Below are 21,751 nucleotides of genomic sequence, written 5' to 3' on the forward strand. Positions count from 1 at the left end.
ATGGCTTCTTTTTCGTACATCGCTGCACCGGTTTTCGCCGATTTGGGCGATGGATTTTACGATGCCGTCACGCCGGCCCGCTTTCCGATGCACCGCCTTCGCTTTCGCAATCAGCGGTGGGCCGAGCGGATCGGGCTCGGTCAGCTCGACGATGCCGCTTGGGAAACGCACTTTGCTCGCTTCGACCCCTTGCCGGACAATTTGAAGGCACCACTGGCCCTTCGGTATCACGGCCATCAATTCGGAATTTACAACCCGGCGCTCGGCGACGGACGCGGCTTTCTTTTCGCGCAGTTGCGTGACTCCGAGGCGATGGCCAGACGGCTCTTGGATTTGGGAACCAAGGGCAGTGGCACCACGCCCTGGTCGCGCGGCGGTGACGGGCGGCTCACGTTGAAGGGCGGCGTGCGCGAGGTGCTCGCAACGGAAATGCTCGAGGCCTCGGGCGTGTACACCTCGAAATCATTCAGTCTTTTCGAGACGGGCGAGATGCTGTTTCGCGGCGACGAACCCTCCCCTACGCGCTCGTCGGTGCTCGTGCGTCTGAGCCATTCGCACGTGCGCTTTGGCAGCTTTCAACGGCATGCCCACGCACGCGATGTCGAGCGGCTTCGTCGGTTGTTCGATTTCTCCGTCGAGCACTACGTGCCGGAGTTGCATGCGTCGAACGACGTGAAGGACGAGACCGGTCTCGAGCAGCGCGTCGTCGACTTCGTGAAGATCGTGGGCGAACGAAGCGCGCGGCTCGCCGCCAGCTGGATGGCCACGGGCTTCGTCCACGGCGTGCTCAATACGGACAACATGTCCATCACCGGCGAGAGCTTCGACTACGGTCCTTATCGGTTTTTGCCCAGGTACGATCCGGACTTCGTGGCCGCGTACTTCGACGAGGGCGGCAGGTACGCATTCGGGCGGCAGCCCACCGTGGTGCTCTGGAACGTGGCACGGCTCGCCGATGCCCTGCGCCCGCTCGCACCGGATGCGGATTTTCACCCCGCGATGCTCGCCTTCGAGGACGCGTTCCACATGGCAATGCGCGCGGATCTGCTGGCGCGGCTCGGCGTCGCCTCGCGCGGGGTGGACGAGGATGCGCGCCTGGTCGATGGCATTTACGGCTTTCTCGATGCGGACGCGGGCCATCCTCGAAGCGTGGGCTACGACGCCTTCTTCTTCGATTGGTACGGAGGCCGCGAGGAGCGCGCCATGTCGAAGGCTCGGGCCGATCGCTACCAGGGGCCCGCGTTCGACGTCTTCCGCAGCGCCCTTGCCGAGTTCTCCGCGGCGAGGCCGGAAATTCTGGCCGACTCCTACTTCGAGCGCGAAGATCCGTGCACCTTGCTGATCGACGAGATCGAGGACATCTGGAGCGCCATCGATACGCGCGACGATTGGGGGCCTTTCGAGGCGAAGATCGCCGACATTCGCGCCATGGGCGCGGTCATGCATCCTCACGCAGAATGACCAAGGCCTCCTTGGCGAGCCGCACGAGCAGCGGCCCGAGGACGACGCCCCAGCCTCCGAACGCGGCCAGTCCACCGAAGATGGACAGGAGCAACACGAACGTGGAGAGATCGAGCTCGCCGTAACGCGCGAAGACCGGGCGGAGCAAGTTGTCGATCGAACCGACGACGACCACGCCCACCACCGTCATGATGACGGCCGCCCCGGTTCGTCCACTCAGCGCGAGGCCCAAGGCCACCGGTGCCCATACGAGCGCGGTACCCACCGACGGCAGCAGCGACGCCACGCACGTCAAAAGGCCCAGCACCAGCGCGCGCGGGATCCCCAATGCGAAATACGTAATGGTGGCGACCAGGCCCTGCGAAAGCCCGGCGAGCCCCACGCCGACGAACAAGCCACGCCCCGTCTCGTTGAACGCGGCCGCCAGCCGCTGCGTATGCTCACGCTTCCACGGCGCGTGCGACTCGAACCATGCGTAGAGATCGGGCCCGTCGGTCAAGAACGTGTAGGTTGCATAGAAGAAGAGAAACAGCAGCAGCAGCGCATTGGCGAGCGCACCCGCGAGGTTTCCTGCGATGCGCATGGCCGCCGCACCGTGCTCGCGCACGAGATCGACGGCGCCCTGCAGCGATTTGACTTGGGAAAACAGCTCACCGGGCGTTCGCACCGGGCTCTCGGCATCGCCGCCGCCGTCCGATACCAAAGAGCGCAGTGCGGTTTGCGCCCCTTCGGACCGAGAGAGCTTTCCCACGAGCGAGACGGCATCGTGCGCGAGCGGAACGACGGCAAAGACCACCGGGAGAAACAGCGCGAGCACCAGCAAGACCGTGAGCGCCGCCGCCGCGCGCCTTCGTCCGCCCGTGACCTTCGCCACGCGCGCGAGAAGCGAACGCGCCATGGTCGCCACCCAGAGCGCGAGCAGAAGCGCCGGCCACAGCGGATAAAACGCCCATGCCGCGCCCGCCACCAGTAGAAGAGTCAGCCATTTGAGGGCGCCCGAGGCCATGGGCCAAAGGTTAACAGAGTTGTCTTCGGGACTACCTGATTTCGGTCGGCCCGCGCCAACGCCTAGGAGGAAGGGAACCGCCAAGACGTCAAGAACGCCAAGGTTTTTTGGGTACGTGCGCTCGCTTTGCCACCTAAATCAATCTTGGCGTCTTGGCGCTTTTTCTTTCTTCTTCTGAAATAGCAACTTGCGGACGCGAGCATTAGGCAACTTGGTGCACCCGTGCGTGTGCGTGAAACAGCAATACGCCAATTGCGCAAGTCCGTGTCGTGAACGGCTTCGTGTCCGGACGGCATCATTGTGGTCGAAAGTAGGCCTTGTCTGTTGACGAGAGAGTGGGCGGGCACTAACTGAGGGCGCGCTTTACCAATGACGCAATTTTTTTTGCGTCAGGCCATAGAGGGGTTGCGTCAGTTTAGGCGGCGCGGGCGGGGCATCTGCCAAGCGCGGAGGTGTATTTTATCGTGCGATCGAAGCGTTCTCTTCCAAATGGAAGTCTTGTCTTGGTGCTTGTGGGCGCGGCCATTGCGGCGCCCTTCGTGGGCTGTTCCGGTGCGGACGGCGAGCGAGAAAATACAGAGGGGGTGACGGGGGTCGAGAATCAATTGGGGCTGCGTGTCACGTACGACACGAACGCGCGTCGATTGGATGCGCGCACGAATCGCCCGCTAGAAGAAGGCGAGCAGGTCTATGTCCGCGCGCGGCGCGGCTCGCTGTCGGTGCAGTCGGAGCGCGATCTGTCGTGCGGCGAACTCGCCGAATCGGGCGCGCTCGCAGGGCCCGGAGTGGCCATCCCGACGGGCATGCGCTTCGAGGGGCCGGCCGTCGATGCGTCGCTTTTGGAACTTCACAAGCGATTTGGCTCGGAGGCGTGGCAGCGCGGTGAAATCAGTGCGGAAGACATCGCGCTGGGCACCGACGCCGTCGTCGAGGCGTGCGTGGTGAAGAATGGCCAAGTCCAGGCCAAGGTGCAGACGAGCCTCGCCTATGCCACGGATCTCGCGCGCAGCGAAGCGCGGGTCGGACGCTCGGTGGTTCTCGCCGCGGCCGAAGAGCGCATCGAGAGCGTAGAGAAGTACGCGGAGTTCTGCGTGCAGGAACTGGGAGAGATCCCGTTCTTCAAGAAAATCGCAAATGGCAAATACGAGACCTTCGACTGCCGCGATTTCGTGGGCTCGAATGGCACCGGTGCACCGGCCAAAATTGCGGGTGTGGAAGGCGCCCTCATTCCGCTCACCGTCGACGATGTTCGCAAAGATACCTGCGATACGACCAAGCCGGGCGGCGGTGGATTCAACAATTACAATTGCGTGAACAAGTGCGATAAATCGCAATACCTCTCGGAGGGCTGCGAGCCCGGTCCGACGGTGACCACGGCGAAGAACGACAAGGGCACGCACTGGGTGCTTCTTTGCCGCGCTGGGGAAGATCCCTCCCACGTGGGCATGACCAAGGCGAAGAAGTTCAACGACATGGCGATGATCGGGCACAACCCGAAGACCGGCAAAACGTGCTTCTTCCAGAACCAAATTGCGAGCAAAACCGATGGCGCCCACATTGCGCACCCGGGCGACCTCGCGAAGGCGAAGAACACGTGGGAGCCGTCGCCGGAGGGCTACTGCATGACCAGCTGCCACTCGGCCGACGCGTTCGTGCATAGCCCGTGGATCGACGGGGCGCTGCGCAAGGACGGACGGAGCATCGTTCCCAAGATGGGCGAGCACCCCGATTTCCCGATTAGCTGGAACGATGCGCCGTACTACGTGCTCAACATGGACGCGCAGGGCTGGGAAATTGGCCGGCAGCTGGTCAGCGAGGAAGCTTCGGCGTGCACGACCTGCCACCGCATTGCGGGCCCGCAGGGCGGCCGCGGCATGATGACCCAGTTCACGCCGTGGGGAACGGCGGTGGGGCTGAATGACACGAACAATTCCTTCTTCGCGAAGATGACCGACTCGTACAAAGCAAGCTTCGAAAAGACGCACACCATGCCGACGCGCGTCGATGGCTTGAACTTCGAATCGTGGAAGACGTCGAAGTGGAAGAAGGCTGCCGACCATATCATTGCCTGCGGCAACAACCCGAATGCGGCGGGATGCGTTTTCGCCGACGTTCCGCGCGGCCCGCTCAATCCGCCGCGCCCGACCCTTTGATTTCGATCGCGAGGACGAAACCATGCGATTCCACTCTATTTCTGCCTTCCGTCTCTTTGCACCCGTCATATTGGCCATGCCGATCGCCTGCTCCTCGCAGGCCGAGGACCGTGGCGAGGAACTCGGTGAAACGTCGGCCGCCGTCCAGAGCGACGACGAACTCGCGCTTGCGTCGTTGCGCATTCTGGGCGCCAAGGTCGATGGGCGCGCGGACCAGTGCCAGCGCTGTCACGATATCAATCGCGCCTCGGTGCGGAAGTGGGCGAACGACTACGCGTCGACCATGACGGCTTTGCGCGACACGAACACGCCGGCCCCGCAGCGCGTGAACCGGCTTCGCCAGAATCCGTCGGACGAGGCCACGGGCTTCTCGCCGGCGCAGATTGGCTTTTTGGCAGCGGGCTCGCACTTCGGCGTGGGCGCCAACGTGAACCCGACCCGGCACCCGAAGACGCTCGAGCAGGGCAAGCTTCTGAGCACGTTGTTCCGCAGCGAGGACGAATATGCAGCGTTCCGCTCCGGTGTGCTGATGCCCGTCGACCCTTCGTACGAGCGCCTCACGGCGACCGAGTACGAGACCTTGGTGACGTGGGCCGGCAAAGGGCTCCCCAAGCTGAATGACTTGTTGCCCGAGCAACCGCGTCCGACGACGTGCACGGACGACTTCACCGCGCTGGCTGCGCACGCTCGAAAGATGCGCACCAAGGGCTGGGCAGCGGTGAACCGCGAGCGGCGCACGAAGATGTTCGCCTGCGACGAGAATGCTGCGCCGGCGCAGTGCTTCACGCAGCAGCGCGACGGAAAGGACATTTTCCCCAAGGCGCAGGACACGACGTTCGCGACGCAGTGGGCCCCAGCGGGAACGACCGTGCGCGTGCTGCGCGAGCTCGGGTACAAGAGCTTCTACTGGACGCGCGGCTCGGCGGACGGGCGCTTCATCGCCAGCGGCGTGTCGGGCCGGACCGAAGGCGGCGCCGTCATCACGGATCTGGCTGCAGCGTTCAACGCGGCGGCCCCGCGCACGCGCGATATTTGGGCCAAGGCGAGCTACGATCCGAGCTTTTACCCGGACAACAGCGGCTTCATGTTCCAGGGCTCTGGCGCGGTGTATTGCGCACAAAGCCTGCTCACGAAGGCGGCGACCTCGCAGATCACCTTCAACGAGCCCGAGTGCTCGCGGCTGGGATCGACGGGGCTTTATCAAACCATCGGGCAGCCGATGGGCGACAATGAGTTCCCCGATCGGTTCATCGTGACCAGCAAGTGGGTCGGCGACGATGGCGGGCGGCGCTTCCTGGAAACGGATCCCATTCCGGTGGCAGGGCCCGAGGCCGGTGCGACGATTCAAGTGTCGCGCGCCGACGACAATGGCACTTACGCGATCAAGCAGCGGACGACGCTGTCGACGCCGTTCGAAGGGGACACGATGATGTCGCCGTCGACGGCGCTCTTGGCCAATCGCGTGGCCGGCGAAGTGAATGGGCAAGGCGTGCAACTTGGATATGCGATCCGCGAGGTGACCACGTCGACCGCGGGCAGCGAATACCGATTTGCACTGCGCGAAGTGGGCCATGTTTGCATGGACGGCAACAAGGCGAACTTCTCCTACGACGAGCGGTTCTTGGTGACGTACCACTACCTGACGCGCAAGGATTTCCCGAGCGACGAGGCATGGGCGCCGTACAAGGACAAGGGCGCGAGCGACATTTACATTGCCGACTTCGTGACCGGCGAAAAGGTGGCGGTGACGCACATGGGACCGGGCCAGTTTGCTTTGTTCCCGCACTTCCGCGCCGATGGATGGCTGTATTTCACGGTGCGCGATGCGGTGACGAAGAAGGAATACGTCGCGGCGACGGACGCGGCCCTCGTGCGATTGGCGCAGGCGAACTGATGTTACGGCGTTTCGCGGTCGGGCCCTCCCTCGTCTTGGCGCTGCTGGCTTTGGCGGCATGTGGCAGCTCGGGGGGAGAGACTCGGGAGTGGGCTGGCCGCGAATCGCAGGAGATTCGCCCTCTGGAGCGGAAAATCGTGGGGCTCGGTGCCCCGTACGAGGCCGATCCGGGGCTCATCGCACGAACCTCCGAGCTCGCGGCGTCGCAAAAGGCCCGCCGCGAGGCGGCTTGGCAAGCCGTGGCGCGTGCGCTGCGGCCGGTGACCATCGCGGAGAAGCTCGATGGCGGCTCCGCGCAATTGCCGGCGTTTCGCACGTGGTACGGCAAGGACGATTTCACGCGCGCGTTCGCCGGTGCGCTGTCGGCGATGTCGCCCGAGGATCGGGCGGCACGCCGCGCGCTGCGGGACGACGAGGTGACGGCGGCCCTCGCGGCGAATGCGGCCTCGCGCGGTGAGGCGTCGGACGAAGATTACGCGGAGCGGCTGCGGCAGTTGACCGATCCGTCCGCGGTCGATGGCCTGGGTGCCAACCAGCGGGTGACCTATAGCCCAGGCACCGTGGCGCACCTGCTGAAGAACTATGCGCACACGCAAGGGTGCCTATCGCCGCGCACCGACGATCCCGCGCCATCGCCGACGAGCTTTGCGCCGTGCCTGGGCGACGAGTTTCCCGCCGATGCCGCGGTGGTGAAGACCTCGTGGAACCGCACGGACTTCAATGGAAAGATGCGCACGCACGATACGTCGGCCGAGACATTGGGCAAGCGGCGGCGCGGTGAGCTCGACGACGGCGGCTGGGGAAATGGCCAGGGTGAAGCCTCGCCTGGAGCCTCGGACATTTACACGATTCGACTGAGCGATGGCGCGAGCTTCCGTCTGACGGGCATGCACCTGATGACCAAGGAGCTGCGCGAGTGGCTGTGGATCACGGTGTGGTGGTCCGCCGAGCCAGATACGGATTTCGGTGAGGACCGCCCCGAATCGATCACGAAGCTGGGTGGACCGTGGTCGCATTACAAGATGTGCGTGGTCACGTCGTACGACGAGCACGATGCGGATCCGCGCGGTGGCTTCAAGGGATCGCTGGGCGATGCGCTCGCAGCGGTGCACGGCGGTAAGGGAGCACCGACGTGGTGCAGCAATCCGTACATCGAAAAAGGCGCGCACAATGCGCAGACGAACTGCGTCGGGTGCCACCAACACGCGGGAACGGACCAGCGCAGTGAGACGATTCTGGCGGACCCGACGAAGTTTCCAATGAGTGGCCGCACGAAGCTGCGTCAAAGCTTCCTGACGGACTATCTTTGGTCCGTGGGGCCTTCGCCCGAGCACTTGTCCCACGTGATCGAGCAGCAATTGCAGTAGCATGCGCGCGCATGCACGGTGTATTGACGACGTTTGGCCTCGCGATTGCGATTGCCCGCTACGACGGGCAACCCGTTCGGGACGATGCCTGGGTGTCTGCCCAGATTGAAGAGGCCAATCGCCTTTTTGCGGCGGCCGACGTCGATTTTCGCTGGACGGCCGAAGGGACGCTTTCGGAGCGCTACGCGGAAATGCACTCGCGCAACGATCGCGATGCGTTGGCCGCACAGGTGATGGGCCGGGGGACGATTCCCATCTTCATCGTGAAGTCGCTGGAGGACGTGGACGAGCCCGGGCGACCGCGCATGGGCGTGTGCTGGAAGAAGAGTTACCTCATCATGGCCGCCCACGCGAAGCCGACGGTGCTGGCGCACGAGCTGGGGCACTTCTTCGGAAATCCGCACAGCCAGGTGGACGATAATTTGATGAGCTATTCGCGCACCGGCGGCGCGGTATTCTTGGATGGCGTGCAGTTGGGAAGGATACGAGGCGGAGCAAAACGCTTTTTCGAATCCGGATTCCTGGTCGACGTGGGCGCGGGGCGGTTGTTTCCCTGATTTAGAAGGAGATGTCTCCGGTTGCGGAATAGCGCCAGGTGCGCGGTTCGCCGGCCTCGGGGTCTTCGACGAATTCGGTGAGGCCTTCGTGGCGAATGTCATCGTAGCCTTTGTAAAAGGAGGCTTCGATGAGGGCCGCGGCGGCGGCGATGGAGCTCCGGCCCACCGTCCAGTCTTTGAGCGACACAGGAAGCTCGGGAAGCCGTATTTCGGCGGTCGCCGGGGGCGCGAGGATGATCCACAGATGCTCGCGGGCGTCATGCCATGCCAGGCGAACGATGGCCGCATCGGCCTGGGAGGCATCGCCGGCAACATGGTAGCGAACGGTGGGCCGTGCGACGTCGGCACCGCCATCGACGGTGGCGGAGGAGACGCGGGGAAGCAGCGACTCGCGCAAATCGATGCGGGTCGTGTCGGAAAGGGCCTTATCGCTGCGCGCCAGCATGGCCTTGTCCGGGGAGCCCGCGTAGCCGAACTCGAGCCGGTAGACGGTGTCGCCCTCGAGGGCCTTGGGGATCAGGAAGCGCAACGGCGTGGGATCGGCAACGGGTGCACTCTGCCGCGGGCGCTCGAAGCGATCGCGCTCGTTGGCCAGGACGGAAACCTGTCCCTCGACGGTGGAGAGCCCCTCGGGCGGCGTCGAGAGAGCCAGGGTGAGCTCGCGAAAGGCGCGGCTCCACGCGGGCAGGCGCACGTCGACGTCGTGGCGCGGGTTGGTCTGCGGAAGGTTGGCCCAGTCGAAGGCGTAGGCCGCGGGGGCGCCCTTTTCATCGAGCGCCTCGCCGAGCACGCGGAATTTCTTCTCGTCCACGAGAAAGCGCTTGGCCACCGGCAGCGGCAACGGATCCGCAATGCGTGGCACCTCCGTGGCACCCACGCCAAGGCTCACCGTGTAGCGCGCGGCCTTTGGGTACGCACCGGGGAGCTTGACCCGCGCCGTGCTTACGACGCGTGCGGCCCCGCCCTCGTCCTCCGTTTCTCCGACGACGATCTCGTCGCCCGGTTGCACGCCGGTCACCGTGATCAATTGATAGACGCTATTTCCATAGGCCACGGTGACCATGCCCCCGGCCGGTGCCTCGGCCGAGGCTTTCCCATCGTCGCCAGACGTTGCCTCGGCAACCACGGCACCGGCCGCATCGTGAAAAACGATGTGCCTGCCCGAAAGCGGCGCTCCATCGTCGTAGACGGCGACGTTCACCTTGCCCATGTTCGCGGCAGGCATCGAACGCACGTCCGGGGCGTTCGCCCCCTGACGGGGATGGGCCGGCGCCAAAAGAAACGCGGCCCCCACGGCCGCCGTTGCCGAAATCCCCACCACCAATGGCCACAGTCTCATCGGCTCTCCATGTTAACGTGCCCTCGATGGGGCGATGGCTTCTCGTGCTCGCATGTGCACTCTGCACGCATTTTGCCGCGCTCGGTGCGGGGTTCCTCTGGCTCGACCACGCCCACATCGAAGATGGCCTGGCCATCTTCCCGCCTTCGCACTGGCATGAAGCCTTCACCCAAGGCTTCGCGGGCACCGGCTACTACCGCCCGCTGATGGCGCTGTCCCTTTCGCTGGACGCGCTCGCGGGGACGCCCTTCGTGTACCACGCGACGAGCCTCGCCTGGCATGCCGCGGCCGCGGCGATGGTCATGGCCGCAGCCGACGCGCTCGGTCTCTCGCGCAGGGCCGCCACCTTCGCGGGTGTGCTCTTCGCCGTGCATCCTCTCGCCGATCTGCCGGCCAATGCCATCGCCTTCCGCTCGGAGGCAATGGTCGTGGTCGCGCTGCTCGCGCTCCTCGTGTTCCATCTGCGCGATCGGCCTCTCGCGGCGGCCGCGGCACTTCTCGCGGGTGCGCTGACCAAAGAGGTGGCGTTCGTGCTCGCGCCGCTGTTTCTCGTTGCGTTGACGCATCCGGCACGTCCGCCGCGCCGCCGGCTCTGGCTCGCCGAAGGCGCCGCCCTCATCACCGCGATGGCGCTGCGCCTCGCCTTCGCGCCGTCGTGGCGAGCGTCGCACGAGGCGCTGTCCGCCTCGGAGGCCATCGGTACGCGGCTCGCGTCGCTCGCAAAGGGTGCGGGCGCGGTGCTTTTTCCCGTGGATCGACACGTATGCGATGCCTTCCCCATCACAGCGGCGTGGCATCCCATGGCGCTGCTCGGTTTGGCTCTGGTCATCGCGCTCGCGCGTTTCGCGGTTCGCCGTCGCGGACCGGCGCTCTTGCTCGCACTGGCGCTGCTGCCGTCGCTGCAGCTCGTCCCCATCATGCGCTGGTGGTCGCCGCACTATTTCTACGTGCCCCTCACCTTCGCCGCGATGCTCGCCGCCGAGGCGCTCGATCGTCTTCCGCGCAGGGTCCCCATCGTCGCGAGCGCAGCCCTCGCGGCTGTTTTTGCCGCGCTTTCGCTCATCGACGCGCGTCGCTTTCATGACGACGAATCGCTCTGGAGGCCCGAGGTCGCCGCCCAGCCCGCGTGCCGCGAAGGCCAATTTTACCTCGCGGAGGTCGACCGCCAGGCCCGCCGCTTCGCCGCCGCCGCGAAGAAGTACGAGGCCGCCCTCGCACCGCGGCCGGGCATGCTCGCCTTCGTCGACCGCACCGCCGCCCTGGAAAACATGGGCACCACGTACATCGCCCTGCGCCGCTTCACCGACGCGAAGGCAGCGTTTCGCAACGCCCTCGCGGGCACCGGCGATCCGCGCAGGCGCCGTGAGCTCACACACGATCTCGCGGGCGCGAGCCTCGAGGCGGGCGATGCGGCGGAAGCCGAGCGCTTGCTCGCCCCGGAAACCGCCCGCCCCGATGCGTTTCCCGAATCGCTCGCCCTGCGCGCCCGCGCCCTTCACGACCTCGGCCGCAACGAGGAAGCGCAATCGCTCATGGCCCGCCTCCCACACGCCAAGTAGAGCCAACCTAGACTAGGGCGCGCGCGTGATGGTGAAGCTCGTTTTGCCGCTCGAGGGCGGCGGGTCGATGATGACGTTGTCCACCGTCTTGAAGTAGCCGCGCGCCTTGCGCGGATCGTTGTCGACGTAGAACGTGATGAAGAGGGCCCCGAAGCCGCTCACGTACGTCGAGGCCCAATACGGCTTGCTCGCCACCGTCGTGTTGAGCGGCCGCATGTCGTGCCCGCCAAGGCTGCTGTCGAAGAAGAAGTGCTTCCCCGGCGCCAGGCAAAGATTGAACGGATCGCTGCACGTCGAATCGATGGTCTGGCTCTGATCGTTCGTAACGGTCTTGCTGCGCGAATAGGTGTGCGAGTGCCCCTGCGCGACGATGGCGCCTTGCGCGCGGCAATTCTCGTAGATGGTCCAGCCCATCTCGTCGTTCTTGGGGCCCACGTTGGTGGCGCGCATGTTCTTGTGCCAGCTGCAGATCTTCCAGATGTGCGTATCGTTCGCGAGGCGGTCTTTGACGTAGCTCGCGCGGCTGGGGCTCGTCTCCGAGTCGGAGACCATCACGATTTTGAGGCCCTTGTAGACGACCGAGTAGTTCTTCTTCGTGGGGTCGTTGTTTTCGGAGGGGATGTTCCACGTGGCCATGCGGCTCTTGAGCCCCGAGCCGATCGTGCTCCAGCCCGTGTCGTGATTTCCCTTCGAGACGAAATACGGAATCGTCGTCGTCGACGTGTTGATCTCCCCGTCGACGGCGGAAAACCATTCCGACGGCGTCTCGCCGTCGTAGGTGACATCGCCCTGCACCACCACGAGCTTTGCGCCCTCGCGCTTTACGAGCTGCAAAACGCTGCGAAAGTCCTCGCCCGATGCCGTGTCGCCAATGAAGGCGACCTTGAAGTTCGGATCCGTCGGAGTGTCCGCCGCTGCGATCAGCGGGGCCTCGTCGGTGGCCTCGTCCTTGTCGGCCGCAGGCTCGGGCTGCTCCGACGGAGGCTCGTACACGCCCGGCGAGGAATTACCTTCGCCATTCGCATTGTTGACCGAGTGATCTTCGCCGCTACAGGCGGAGACAGCGGACGCCGTGCACACGGCCGCCGCCAACAGCCCCAACCCCGCGCGCTCCCACATGCCCCAACCAGCGGAAAGTCGTTCGCTCATGACCGCTAGTCATAAGCCATTTTCCGTGACGGGAGCATGGCAGTCTCAGTAACTTTCACCGCCGCTCTGCGTCGTAATGCGTCGTAAATCGAAGGGGCGACGCAATTCGCTTTCTACCGACTGGTGCGACGTTTCTGCTTTGCGACCGTTCGCGACTTCGTGGCGCGTGTCTTCGCAGGGCCTTTGGCTTTTCGCGTATTCGCAGGACCTACGGAAGCCGTGGCGGCGCTGCTGCCGGCACTCTTCGTTGTCTTCGGCACGCGGCGTTCATTGCTCGGCTCCGAATCGGGCAGGCCTAGAAAAGTGAAGAACTCACGCGCAGTCTGCGCGGCGCGCCCTTCGCGACGGCGACGCCGCTGCACGCGGTTCCACTCGGCAACCTTGGTGTTGTAGTCCTCGTGCTGCTTCCAATAGCGCTGCTGGAGATCGTAGAGCGGCTCGACATCGACGCTGCCGTCCATCTCGTACGGGCACTCGGTGGCCTTCACCAAGGTGAGACGCCGGAGCTTCTTCTCCTTGTTGAAGTCCGGATCGAGCGGATAGATGCGGCAGCCCAACGGGCGGCTCGTGTAGATGGTGCAGCGATTGTCGTCGCCCAGGTAGATGCAGCGCCCCTTCTCGTGCCGAAGCACCAGGACGCGCTTGCCTTGGCGAAGCATCGCGAACGCCTCGGGCTCGTCATCCATGTGGATGGCGTGCTTGTCGACCACCTGCGCAATATGGCCCGGTGAGTCGCCCGTGCGCTCGATGATGCGAAGAATGTCATCCTGCGTGAGGGGCAGGAGCGGGTCTTTGCAGCAATTGCCGCACCCCGTACAACGGAAATTAAGGTAACGGGCACCAGGTATGTTTTTCATGCGGCCGCTGCTTCGAGCTCGTGAGCCTATACCATGAAAGACGATCCGCGCGCGATGTGCGGCGAACCATCGGGCGTGCTTTTGTTTTTTTGATCGACGGCGGCGTAGGGTGACCCGCCGTTACCTGCCGGCCGCTTCGATGCAACCCGCGATGGCCGCCGCGCGAATGAACGGTTGCAGTGGGGGCGGGAGACTTGCGGCATCGAGGCCTAGGTCGATGGGGACCTCACCGCGTTCGTTCGCAGGACCATGGTGGATGATGGTGCTGCCGCGAAGGGTGCCAACGCGCACGGGCGAGGCGTCGGCGCGAACGTAGAACGGGACATCGGCCGAGCATTGAACGGCGGTGCTGGCCGCATTGGGGTTGCTGGGGTTGGCGATGAGGGCGCCGACCAATTCGGCGGCCGGGGCAAATTTCGACGAGAGCGCCGACGCGTCTACCCAGCCTTGAATGGTGACATCGGCATCGGGAATGGCGATGCGAACGGCGCGGCCTTTACGCTCGAGCTCAGCGACTTGCTCGGGGGGCTCGTCGGATGGAGAGAGGAGCCAGGCGACGACCGGGCCGCGTGGGGTACTGCGGAGCGGAATCTTGGTGCCGCGTTTGAGGTAGCGGAAGTCGTACGACACGGGTTCGACTTCGGGCTGAAACGTGAGCTCGTTGCACGGGTACGTGACGGAGAGCGGTGCGGCCGGCGTGACGAAGCTCGGCAGGGTGACCTCGACGGCAAGGGTGTCGTTCGAGATGGATTTCGCGCGGGCGCGGAAGATGGTGAGCCATTCGTCATGGGGCTGGGGGGTGCGGGTTGGGGGTGCGGAGGGCGCGGGCGCGGAGGGCGCGGAGCGGGCGGAGGGCGCGGACGAGGAACGAGGTCCAATGAGGATGTCCTCGAGCTGGACTTCACCGACGGCCGCGAAGTGCTCGGTGGAGACTTCCATCGTGGCCGCATCATGGGCGGCACGCAGCTCGATGCGTCGTGCGTGCTGCACCGTTGCGAATTCCTTGCCGCCGTACGCGAGAGGGATGGGGTCCACGAGCGCGACGTTCTCGGTGCGGATGACGCAGGTCGCGTTCTGGAGCGGGCGCAGGGCGCGTTCTTGCTCTTGGGGCGCGGCGGGCGCTGGGGTCGATGCGACGGGCGGGGCAAGCGGCGCGGACGATGGGGGCGGCGGCGCATTGGATGCGCATGCCCCGAGGGCGAGGGCGAGGAGGAGCGGCGAAGAAGCGCGCATGGGCGGCACATCCTACGCGCAACGCGGCGATGGATTCCCGGGTCGAGCGACAATTTCGATTCTTGCTAACAATTACGTATCTAGCTAATTATTGAGGAGGCATGGCGCGCATCCCTCTCGCAGACACCGAGGCGGTTTTCGCCGCACTGGCCAACGAGTCCCGGCGCAACATCCTGGTCCTACTGAGCCATCTCGGCGGCGAGCTCCCCTCGGGCTACCTCGCCGCGCGCTTTCAGCACAGTTGGCCGACGACCACGCGCCACCTCGGCGTCCTGGAGAAGGCCGGCCTCGTGGAAGTCCGCCGCGAAGGCCGCAGCGCCTTCTACCGCCTCAACCGAGACCGCGTACGCGGCATCGTCGAAGCGTGGCTAGGACATTTGGAGCCAACTGGCCCCGAAAAGACATGGACATCGTCCGGGCCAAAGTCGACCGGAGGACTGCGCCGCAGTGGCAGCCAAGGGAAAGTGAGGAGAGAACCATGAGCACCAAGGGAACGGAGACGACGGAAGCAACGGGGACGAGGGCGACGAAGGCGGAGGGCACACACGACGACGTCCCCAAGATTTTCCGCGTGACCCTCGAAGTCGCAAACATCGACGAAGCCGCCCGCTTCTACACCGAGCTCCTCGGCCAAGAGGGCAAGCGCCATCAAGGCTCGCGCCACTATTACGACTGCGGCGGCGTCATCTTGGCCCTACTCGACGTCAGCGCCGGCGGATTGCCACCGACACCGGGCCCCAAATCCCTGTACATGGCCGTGCGCGATCTCGAAGCCGTCCACGCACGCGCCACCGCGTTGAACGCCCTCGCGCCATACAAAGTACACGGCCAACCGGCAGGCGACCCCGTCCAGCGCCCGTGGGGCGAGCGCTCATTCTACGTGGTCGACCCATGGGGCAACGACCTGTGCTTCGTCAAAGAGGGCACGCTCTACACGTGACGCGCGCGCTTGCGACGGTCCCGGCCCACACGGCGGAGGTCCGCACGACACCATCTCGTATCGCAAGCGCGAACCCGAGCTCAACGTGCACCGCGCCCTATTTCAAGAGAATTTCCCGGCGAAACCGCCTCTCCTCCCCTGCCCTTGCATAAGCGCCCGAGACCCCGTTCTAAAAAATTCGTCACGAACGCGTCGCGTTAGCTTGACGGACGCTCCGTGGGTCTATATTGCTTCTCCTCAATTCCGGCTTAGCTCAGTTGGTAGAGCAGGCGGCTGTTAACCGCCGGGTCGTAGGTTCGAGTCCTACAGCCGGAGCTATTTGCGACCGTTCGAGAACATGAAGGTGACCCGCTGGTGAAGAGGCGGGTCCTCGTGATCCGGCGGGAAAAGGGCTTCGAGTGAGTGTCACCCTCGAAGATAGAATTCTCGACGGTGGTTGCCGTTGGTGGGAGTCGGTCGCAACGACCGATTGCGGAGCTTCAGATCAGGCCTCCGGTCGAAGCGAAACGAAGCTCGTTTAACTCAGCGAGTTAACCGGTTCAACTCAACCCTCCGCAAGCGAGCACCAAAATGAATCCGCGGACTTACCCTTCTTTGACCGCGCGTTCGGGGTGCTCTTCGCGACCGATAAAGAACCGGAATGGGCGGCGGAGCTTTGTTCCGCCTTGTGGGGCCTGGCTTGGACGCGGCCGGCCTGGAAGAGACGCTCTGCGTGAAAGGCGGGAGCTCGGGGCGCTCCTCGTCGCGACAGTAGGATGACGTGATCACCGACGGCGTCGTGCGAGTCAATCGACGGGCGCACACCGCGGCTGGGTGCAAAGCCGCGGGGTGTGAATGGTCATCTCGAACTCAGAACCCGACGTCGGCATGCGCCACCGAGGCGGGTCGCAGACGAAGTCGACTGCTCCGCTCTCGATGGTCCCGGTCACACCTGCAGACCGGCATTTCCCCGTCGCGGGACGTCCCATAAACCTGTTTCCTTTGCGGACAGCCACAGCTTCGATGACGTAAAATTACAGCACCAAATACTTGGATGTCCTTGCGGCTCCACTCTCGCCTGTCGAAGGCTATCGCAGACCGGGCACGTCGCTCGTGCAGGCCGGCATGCTGCTCAGCAGCCATTGAGCCGCCGTCGGCGCCTGCGCAGCCGTGATTGGGCCTGCAAGGCTGACACCGGCGGCGGGCCCCGTCGGCGCGCCTGACTGGCCCTACCTCGCAGACGCGCGCCGGCGCCCCGCCTCTCTTGGAGGCTCGATTTGCCGTGGGTGGTCAGTTTGGATGGGCGGGTACAGGTACCATCTCGACGCGTACAGCCGCCGAGCCGACAGGTTGCGTATTCCAGGATTACCGGGGGCCTCGGGGGTACCTAGAGTAGACGTTCGTGTAAAACCCGAGAACGGCGGTACCTTCCTGCGTGGCCAAGTTGCTCCTACGGGAATCAATCGCACATCTTACGGCCGAGAAGGAGGCCTTCCAGTGCTTCCTCGATTGAGCGCCCGATTCGGCTCGCTTCGTCCATAAGGACGAATACACATCCCTGTTCGTCTATGCCAAGGAAGGGGTTTCCGCCATATGCTTCCCCAAGCGGATAAAGACGACGTGAGCGATTCTCATAAGTCCCAAACCGATCTTCTTCCCCCAGAGCGAGCGTGGGGTCTAGTTGAAATGAGCCTTTCGCAAAGTCAACGCCAGGGCCGCTGATATCCATCTTCAGCCCCCCGAATTCGGCGAGCGCCTTGTACGCGGCATTGCTCATTGCGAAGCCACCTGGGGAGTCGATCTGCCTCCGCAATCGCCTGAACATCACCTTGAAACTTTGCTCCGGCTTTTCTCGCACTTGTACGATACGAAGCACTGTCCTACCTACAAGACGGGATTCGCCAATTCTCACCTCTCCGGCAGAGAGCTTTCTTGCCACCTGTCACTAACGCGACACGTCGCCACACACCTGCCCGTACACACCTTGCGCAGTTGCCTGAACGTGAAAGTGATGTCGGGAAGCGCTGACGTCCCAAAGAGAGAGTTGAGCGTCACGCGCTCGTCCCACGAGCTCGATACCGCCGTCGACATCGAGCTGGGAGCCAGCATCTTCTCCGCCGATCACGATCAGTTGAATATTGGTGTTGCCGTCCGCGGGGGGTTGAATACCACGCCCGCCAATGCTCACGGGGCTGTGGTTCTTGCCGGGTTCGACAGTTGTTCCTTCGACGCGGGGCTCACGTGTCGTTATTCGCGACGTCGCGAGTTTGGCCGGACTAGGCGTAGCTTGACAAAGTCCATCGGGGTACACGACCATCTGCGACGTTCGGGGATTTCTTGATGGCAGCACCGATCACGCGCCAGCCAGCATCCGAGCAACTTCTCGCCCGTGTGGGGAGCACTGTGCGGGACAAATATCGGATCCAGCGCCTCATTGGTGTTGGTGGGATGGCCGCGGTGTACGCCGGCTCGCACCGCAACGGTCATCGCGTTGCTGTGAAATTTCTCCTGGAGCGCGACTCCCAAGACTCCGACGTTCGCCACCTATTTGATCGCGAGGCGTACATCGCCAATCAAGTGGACCATCCAGGCGCTGTCCCCGTACTCGACGACGATGTGGACGAAGAAGGTTGCCCCTTCCTAGTCATGCCCCTCCTCGAAGGCGAAACGCTTCGAGCCCGTTGGGAGCGCGCCAATAGGCACCTTCCTCTCGCCGAGGTTGGCGTACTCATATCCGACACGTTGGACGTGCTAGCGAGCGCACACGCCAAAGGCATCGTCCATCGCGACATCAAACCGGAGAATCTCTTCATCACCGTTCGGGGAGATATCCGCGTCCTTGATTTTGGGATCGCACGACGAACACAGACGGACGGAAGTGCCACCGTAACCGGACGGATGTTCGGTACTCCCGCGTTCATGCCGCCCGAACAAGCGCTCAATAATGGTGACTTTATTGGACCGCCAAGTGACTGCTGGGCAGTTGGTGCCACGATCTTCACCTTGCTATCAGGCCAGTTCGTACACCAGGGGGAGAACGGCGCCGCGCTCCTCGTCGCCGCCGCAACGCAACCTGCACGATCTCTTGGTCAGGTGGCTCCGGGCCTGCCGATACAGATTATTGATTTCGTCGATAAGGCGCTTGCCACAAATCCCGCAGACCGATGGCCGTCGGCCCGCGAAATGCGCCAGGCGTTGAACGCAGTTTTCGACGAGGTCCTTGGGAAACCGCTAGCTTCCGTTGCGGCAAGAATTCGCTCCGAGATCGCGGACGAACTCTTGCCGACAGCGCAAGATGCTTGCGCGTGGGAAACTGAATCTCCCGAGCGCGCCGGCGCCCGCGATCTATCGATCGACGGCTTGGATTCGCCACCGACCGCGCAAAGGACGAGGGGCACGAGCAATGCTGCTCATGCGTTGCCGCGGAGTAGCCCGGCAATGCCACCCGATTCTTCGCCGGCATCGCCCTCCCAACGACACGGGCGCCGATGGTCAGTTTCCGGCACGACTGCTGTCCTCATGACAGTTGCTGGCGCAGCGCTTACCCTCGCGTACAGCGCGCCCTTCACCATGGGCCATGCCGACGGGCGCGACTTGAAGCCGAAGTTCCAAGCACCCGTGACAGATGCGAACACACCGGAATCCACGCTGCCAAAGCCGGCTGCACTCTCAGCCTTCAACGCGGGTATGCAGCTCTGGCTCGATATGTCACATCGAGAGGCACGGGATCAATTTGCAGATGCAGCTCTTGCTGATCCGGCCTTTGCCCGAGCACATCTCTACTTCGTCCTCGTCCGGCCGTGGATTGACGGGCCTGCTCGCCTGCACTACCGACAGGCTCTTGACCATCGCGCATCTCTCGATGAATCCGACCGCCTAATTCTCGACGCGCTGGGTCCTTTGCTGCAGGAGCCCTCGAACATAGCAGACACGGAAGCACGTTTAACGAAGCTATTCGAGTCGAACTCTCGCGTCATCCTCGCGTCATCGATCGCAGACCTGCGCACCCGCCTCGACCGGCCACAAGATGTGGAGGAACTCATCTCCCTCGTCCACGACGCCGAGGATAGTCCGGCTTTCGCCTCAAACACCCGTGGCTGGATTGCAGTAGCACAGTCGCGGACAGGCGAGGCCCGCCAAGAGTTCGCGGAATGTTTGACGAAATCTCCGACGGCGGGTTCGTGCTTGCTTGGGCTCACTGTTCTGCAAGCGCACGACGGCCTGTGCGTCGAAGCAGAGGCAACGAGTCGTACGTGGATTGCTGCTTGGCCGAACAGCGCGAAACCATATCGATGGCTCGCGAGCGCCGTGTTTGGGCAAACGGGCTCGCTGGAGAGCGCCCGCACGGCACTTGAGCGGAAGTGGTCCCTAACCCGCGAGAGCGAACGACCGCTCACCCGTGCCGAAGACACGACCGCCCTTGCTCTTCTTACTGGAGATTTCGACGCGGCTCGTCGCAGCTTGGATGACTGGGAGAAGGTCGCGAGCTCGTCGTCCGACGCACGCGTCCGAGCAACACCGGCCAACATACGCCTCGAGCTCGAATATGAGATTAGCCCTGCAACAGAAGTGACTGCTCTTACGCGACGCTACCTTGAACGCAACGCAATCTGGTCCAGTAGCCCGTGGATAGATTTTCGCGTCAGGGCGACGAGGATGCTGCTCCGCACCGGCGCCCTTTCAGAAATGCAGGCAATCCAGACTCGAACCGACTGGCTCACAACGGACGCCAGCGGCGTCTACGCCTCGCAGGCTCGTAGGTGGTTCAACTTTTATGCTGAGCTCGCAGTGACTCCGCGTATGGCAACCGAGGCTATTAACGAAATTTCCGACGAACACTCCTTCTTCGACCCGTATGCTTGCGATAATCACTGCGAAGCGACCATCGGAGAGACTTTTGCTACGGGTGGGGACATGGCCAGAGCTCTGCCGCACTTAGAGCGCGCCACCAAGATGTGCGCGACCGAGAGCCCGCTAGTCTCCCTGCGAGCCAACTACCTGCTCGGACAAACCCTGGAGTCGCTCCACAAAAGGGACCTCGCTTGCAATGCATATCGCCAAGTCATAACAAAATGGCCAAACCATAGAAGCAAGACCGTGCGAAGCGCGACGGAGCGATTAAACCGATTAAGCTGCAACCCCTCATCGCATCAACTTTAGAAAGAGCGAAACATGACGCAACGGTTGGAGTTTTCCTGGTCAACGAAGGGCATGAGATCCTCTTTGCCCGAAGCGTAAAGTTGAGTATATGAGCGCGCCTGTATCATAGCGTTGTACATAGCCACTTCTAAGTCGGTCGCCGTTCTACGTTCCGTAGAACGACCGTCGAATGCGAAGAGAACCGCCAACGTAGGCGATAAAGGATAATAGAGTTCGAGCGTGGTTTGCGCTACCCCAGGAGGCAGCCCAATAGCGCGCGTGTTGATCATGGGTAACCGTTCGGCAATCCACGTGCTCGCGGGAGGGGCCGTCGAGAGCTAGGGTGCATTCGGAGGTGACGATGCCCCAAGGCGCACCCGGAAAAGCCGAGGCCCGATGGCGGGTCCACGTAGAGAAGTGGAAGACGAGCGGTCTGACGGTACGCGAGTTCGCCAGCCAGGAGCGGCTAAGTGTCCAGTCGCTTTGGGCGTGGAAGGGGCGTTTGCTCGGCGTGACCCGGCCAGTTTCGAAGCCGAAGTTCGTGCCCATTGTGGTGACATCGAAGGAGACGAAGGCGGACAAGAGTGCGCCGTTCGAGCTGATCTTGCGCACGGGACACACGCTTCGCGTACCAGCCCACTTCGATGCCAAAGCGCTCCGTCGCCTGCTGGACGCTGTTGGAGGTGGATGATGTTCTCATCACGAATGACGATCTATGCGGCCACAACACCGATTGATCTTCGTCGTTCTTTTGATCGATTGGCTGCCGCGGCGAAAGACGAGATGGGAAAAGATCCGAGAAGCGGCGCGCTGTTTCTTTTCGTCAACAAGGCGGGCGATCGCCTGAAAGCACTGTGGTGGGATCGCACCGGATACTGTTTGATGTACAAGCGCCTGGAACGTGGCGTTTTTCGGTTTCCGAGCGCGATTCGTCCGGGCGATCCGAGCATCGAGATCGATGCTGCGGAGTTCACGAAGATCCTTGCAGGACTCGATCTCCCAGCGGCTAAGGGCACCATCGGAACCCGTCACCGGGCACGCGCGTCGGAAATTTCGCCGCCGGTACCGTAACCCCGCTTTCCATCGGAGTGGCGATGGATTAAGACATTGGCTCGTGA

17 protein-coding genes and 1 tRNA gene are annotated in these 21,751 nt (G+C 63.5%); 12 read left to right on the forward strand and 6 right to left on the reverse strand.

Annotation, left to right across the window (positions count from 1 at the left end; all coding sequences use genetic code 11):
- Complete coding sequence (locus LZC95_26470) at window positions 1–1,461, forward strand: YdiU family protein (protein WXA90035.1); 1,461 nt, start codon at window positions 1–3, stop codon at window positions 1,459–1,461.
- On the opposite strand, the gene LZC95_26475 is transcribed toward LZC95_26470, so the two are convergent.
- A complete protein-coding gene (locus LZC95_26475; GenBank protein WXA90036.1) occupies window positions 1,439–2,467 on the reverse strand; it encodes an AI-2E family transporter in 1,029 nt (342 codons plus the stop codon). The genes LZC95_26470 and LZC95_26475 overlap by 23 nt on opposite strands.
- A gap of 503 nt (window positions 2,468–2,970) precedes the next feature.
- Between LZC95_26475 and LZC95_26480 the strand changes: the two genes are divergently transcribed.
- From LZC95_26480 to LZC95_26495, 4 genes are read left to right on the forward strand one after another with little or no spacing between them, the layout of a single operon-like run.
- Window positions 2,971–4,620 carry a hypothetical protein gene (locus tag LZC95_26480; GenBank protein WXA90037.1) on the forward strand — a complete coding sequence of 550 codons (1,650 nt, stop codon included), beginning with the start codon at window positions 2,971–2,973 and terminating at the stop codon, window positions 4,618–4,620.
- 22 nt (window positions 4,621–4,642) lie between these two features.
- Window positions 4,643–6,514 (forward strand): hypothetical protein, encoded by a 1,872-nt coding sequence (locus tag LZC95_26485; protein WXA90038.1) that lies wholly within the window; start codon window positions 4,643–4,645, stop codon window positions 6,512–6,514.
- Window positions 6,514–7,881 carry a hypothetical protein gene (locus tag LZC95_26490; protein WXA90039.1) on the forward strand — a complete coding sequence of 456 codons (1,368 nt, stop codon included), beginning with the start codon at window positions 6,514–6,516 and terminating at the stop codon, window positions 7,879–7,881. The genes LZC95_26485 and LZC95_26490 overlap by 1 nt, the downstream gene beginning before the upstream one ends.
- A gap of 11 nt (window positions 7,882–7,892) precedes the next feature.
- Entirely contained in the window at window positions 7,893–8,438 is a 546-nt protein-coding gene (locus tag LZC95_26495) for a hypothetical protein (GenBank protein ID WXA90040.1), read from the forward strand.
- A 1-nt stretch (window position 8,439) separates the two neighbouring features.
- Here LZC95_26495 and LZC95_26500 read toward each other — a convergent pair whose 3' ends face one another.
- Window positions 8,440–9,777, reverse strand: a complete 1,338-nt coding sequence (locus tag LZC95_26500) for a hypothetical protein (GenBank protein ID WXA90041.1) — start codon at window positions 9,775–9,777, stop codon at window positions 8,440–8,442.
- A 26-nt stretch (window positions 9,778–9,803) separates the two neighbouring features.
- On the opposite strand from LZC95_26500, the gene LZC95_26505 reads away from it, so the two are divergent.
- A complete protein-coding gene (locus tag LZC95_26505; GenBank protein ID WXA90042.1) occupies window positions 9,804–11,336 on the forward strand; it encodes a hypothetical protein in 1,533 nt (510 codons plus the stop codon).
- A 12-nt stretch (window positions 11,337–11,348) separates the two neighbouring features.
- Here LZC95_26505 and LZC95_26510 read toward each other — a convergent pair whose 3' ends face one another.
- The 3 genes from LZC95_26510 to LZC95_26520 all read right to left on the reverse strand — a co-directional run bounded on the left by LZC95_26510 (window position 11,349) and on the right by LZC95_26520 (window position 14,575).
- Window positions 11,349–12,485 (reverse strand): metallophosphoesterase, encoded by a 1,137-nt coding sequence (locus LZC95_26510; protein WXA90043.1) that lies wholly within the window; start codon window positions 12,483–12,485, stop codon window positions 11,349–11,351.
- A gap of 113 nt (window positions 12,486–12,598) precedes the next feature.
- Complete coding sequence (locus LZC95_26515) at window positions 12,599–13,342, reverse strand: YkgJ family cysteine cluster protein (GenBank protein ID WXA90044.1); 744 nt, start codon at window positions 13,340–13,342, stop codon at window positions 12,599–12,601.
- Window positions 13,343–13,462: 120 nt separating this feature from the next.
- A complete protein-coding gene (locus LZC95_26520) occupies window positions 13,463–14,575 on the reverse strand; it encodes a hypothetical protein (protein ID WXA90045.1) in 1,113 nt (370 codons plus the stop codon).
- A gap of 101 nt (window positions 14,576–14,676) precedes the next feature.
- Here LZC95_26520 and LZC95_26525 point away from each other — a divergent pair, with 101 nt between their 5' ends.
- The 3 genes from LZC95_26525 (at window position 14,677) to LZC95_26535 (ending at window position 15,830) form a co-directional block, all read left to right on the forward strand.
- Window positions 14,677–15,057, forward strand: coding sequence for a metalloregulator ArsR/SmtB family transcription factor (locus LZC95_26525; GenBank protein WXA90046.1), 381 nt, complete (start codon window positions 14,677–14,679; stop codon window positions 15,055–15,057).
- Window positions 15,054–15,515, forward strand: a complete 462-nt coding sequence (locus tag LZC95_26530) for a VOC family protein (GenBank protein ID WXA90047.1) — start codon at window positions 15,054–15,056, stop codon at window positions 15,513–15,515. The genes LZC95_26525 and LZC95_26530 overlap by 4 nt, the downstream gene beginning before the upstream one ends.
- Window positions 15,516–15,757: 242 nt before the next feature.
- Window positions 15,758–15,830, forward strand: a tRNA-Asn gene (locus tag LZC95_26535).
- Window positions 15,831–16,953: 1,123 nt separating this feature from the next.
- Here the strand turns inward: LZC95_26535 and LZC95_26540 are convergent.
- The gene (locus tag LZC95_26540) at window positions 16,954–17,271 is read right to left on the reverse strand and encodes an SUKH-3 domain-containing protein (protein WXA90048.1); all 318 of its coding nucleotides are present in this window, start codon (window positions 17,269–17,271) and stop codon (window positions 16,954–16,956) included.
- Between the two features lie 563 nt (window positions 17,272–17,834).
- Here LZC95_26540 and LZC95_26545 point away from each other — a divergent pair.
- From LZC95_26545 to tnpB, 3 genes are all read left to right on the forward strand, one after another.
- Complete coding sequence (locus tag LZC95_26545) at window positions 17,835–20,654, forward strand: protein kinase (protein WXA90049.1); 2,820 nt, start codon at window positions 17,835–17,837, stop codon at window positions 20,652–20,654.
- 340 nt (window positions 20,655–20,994) lie between these two features.
- On the forward strand, window positions 20,995–21,324 hold the full coding sequence (locus tag LZC95_26550; protein WXA90050.1) for a hypothetical protein: 330 nt from the start codon (window positions 20,995–20,997) through the stop codon (window positions 21,322–21,324).
- Between the two features lie 14 nt (window positions 21,325–21,338).
- Window positions 21,339–21,704 carry an IS66 family insertion sequence element accessory protein TnpB gene (tnpB, locus tag LZC95_26555; GenBank protein WXA90051.1) on the forward strand — a complete coding sequence of 122 codons (366 nt, stop codon included), beginning with the start codon at window positions 21,339–21,341 and terminating at the stop codon, window positions 21,702–21,704.
- Window positions 21,705–21,751 lie beyond the last annotated feature (47 nt).

This window comes from Sorangiineae bacterium MSr12523 (assembly GCA_037157775.1).
GTDB lineage: Bacteria > Myxococcota_A > Polyangia > Polyangiales > Polyangiaceae > Pendulispora > Pendulispora brunnea.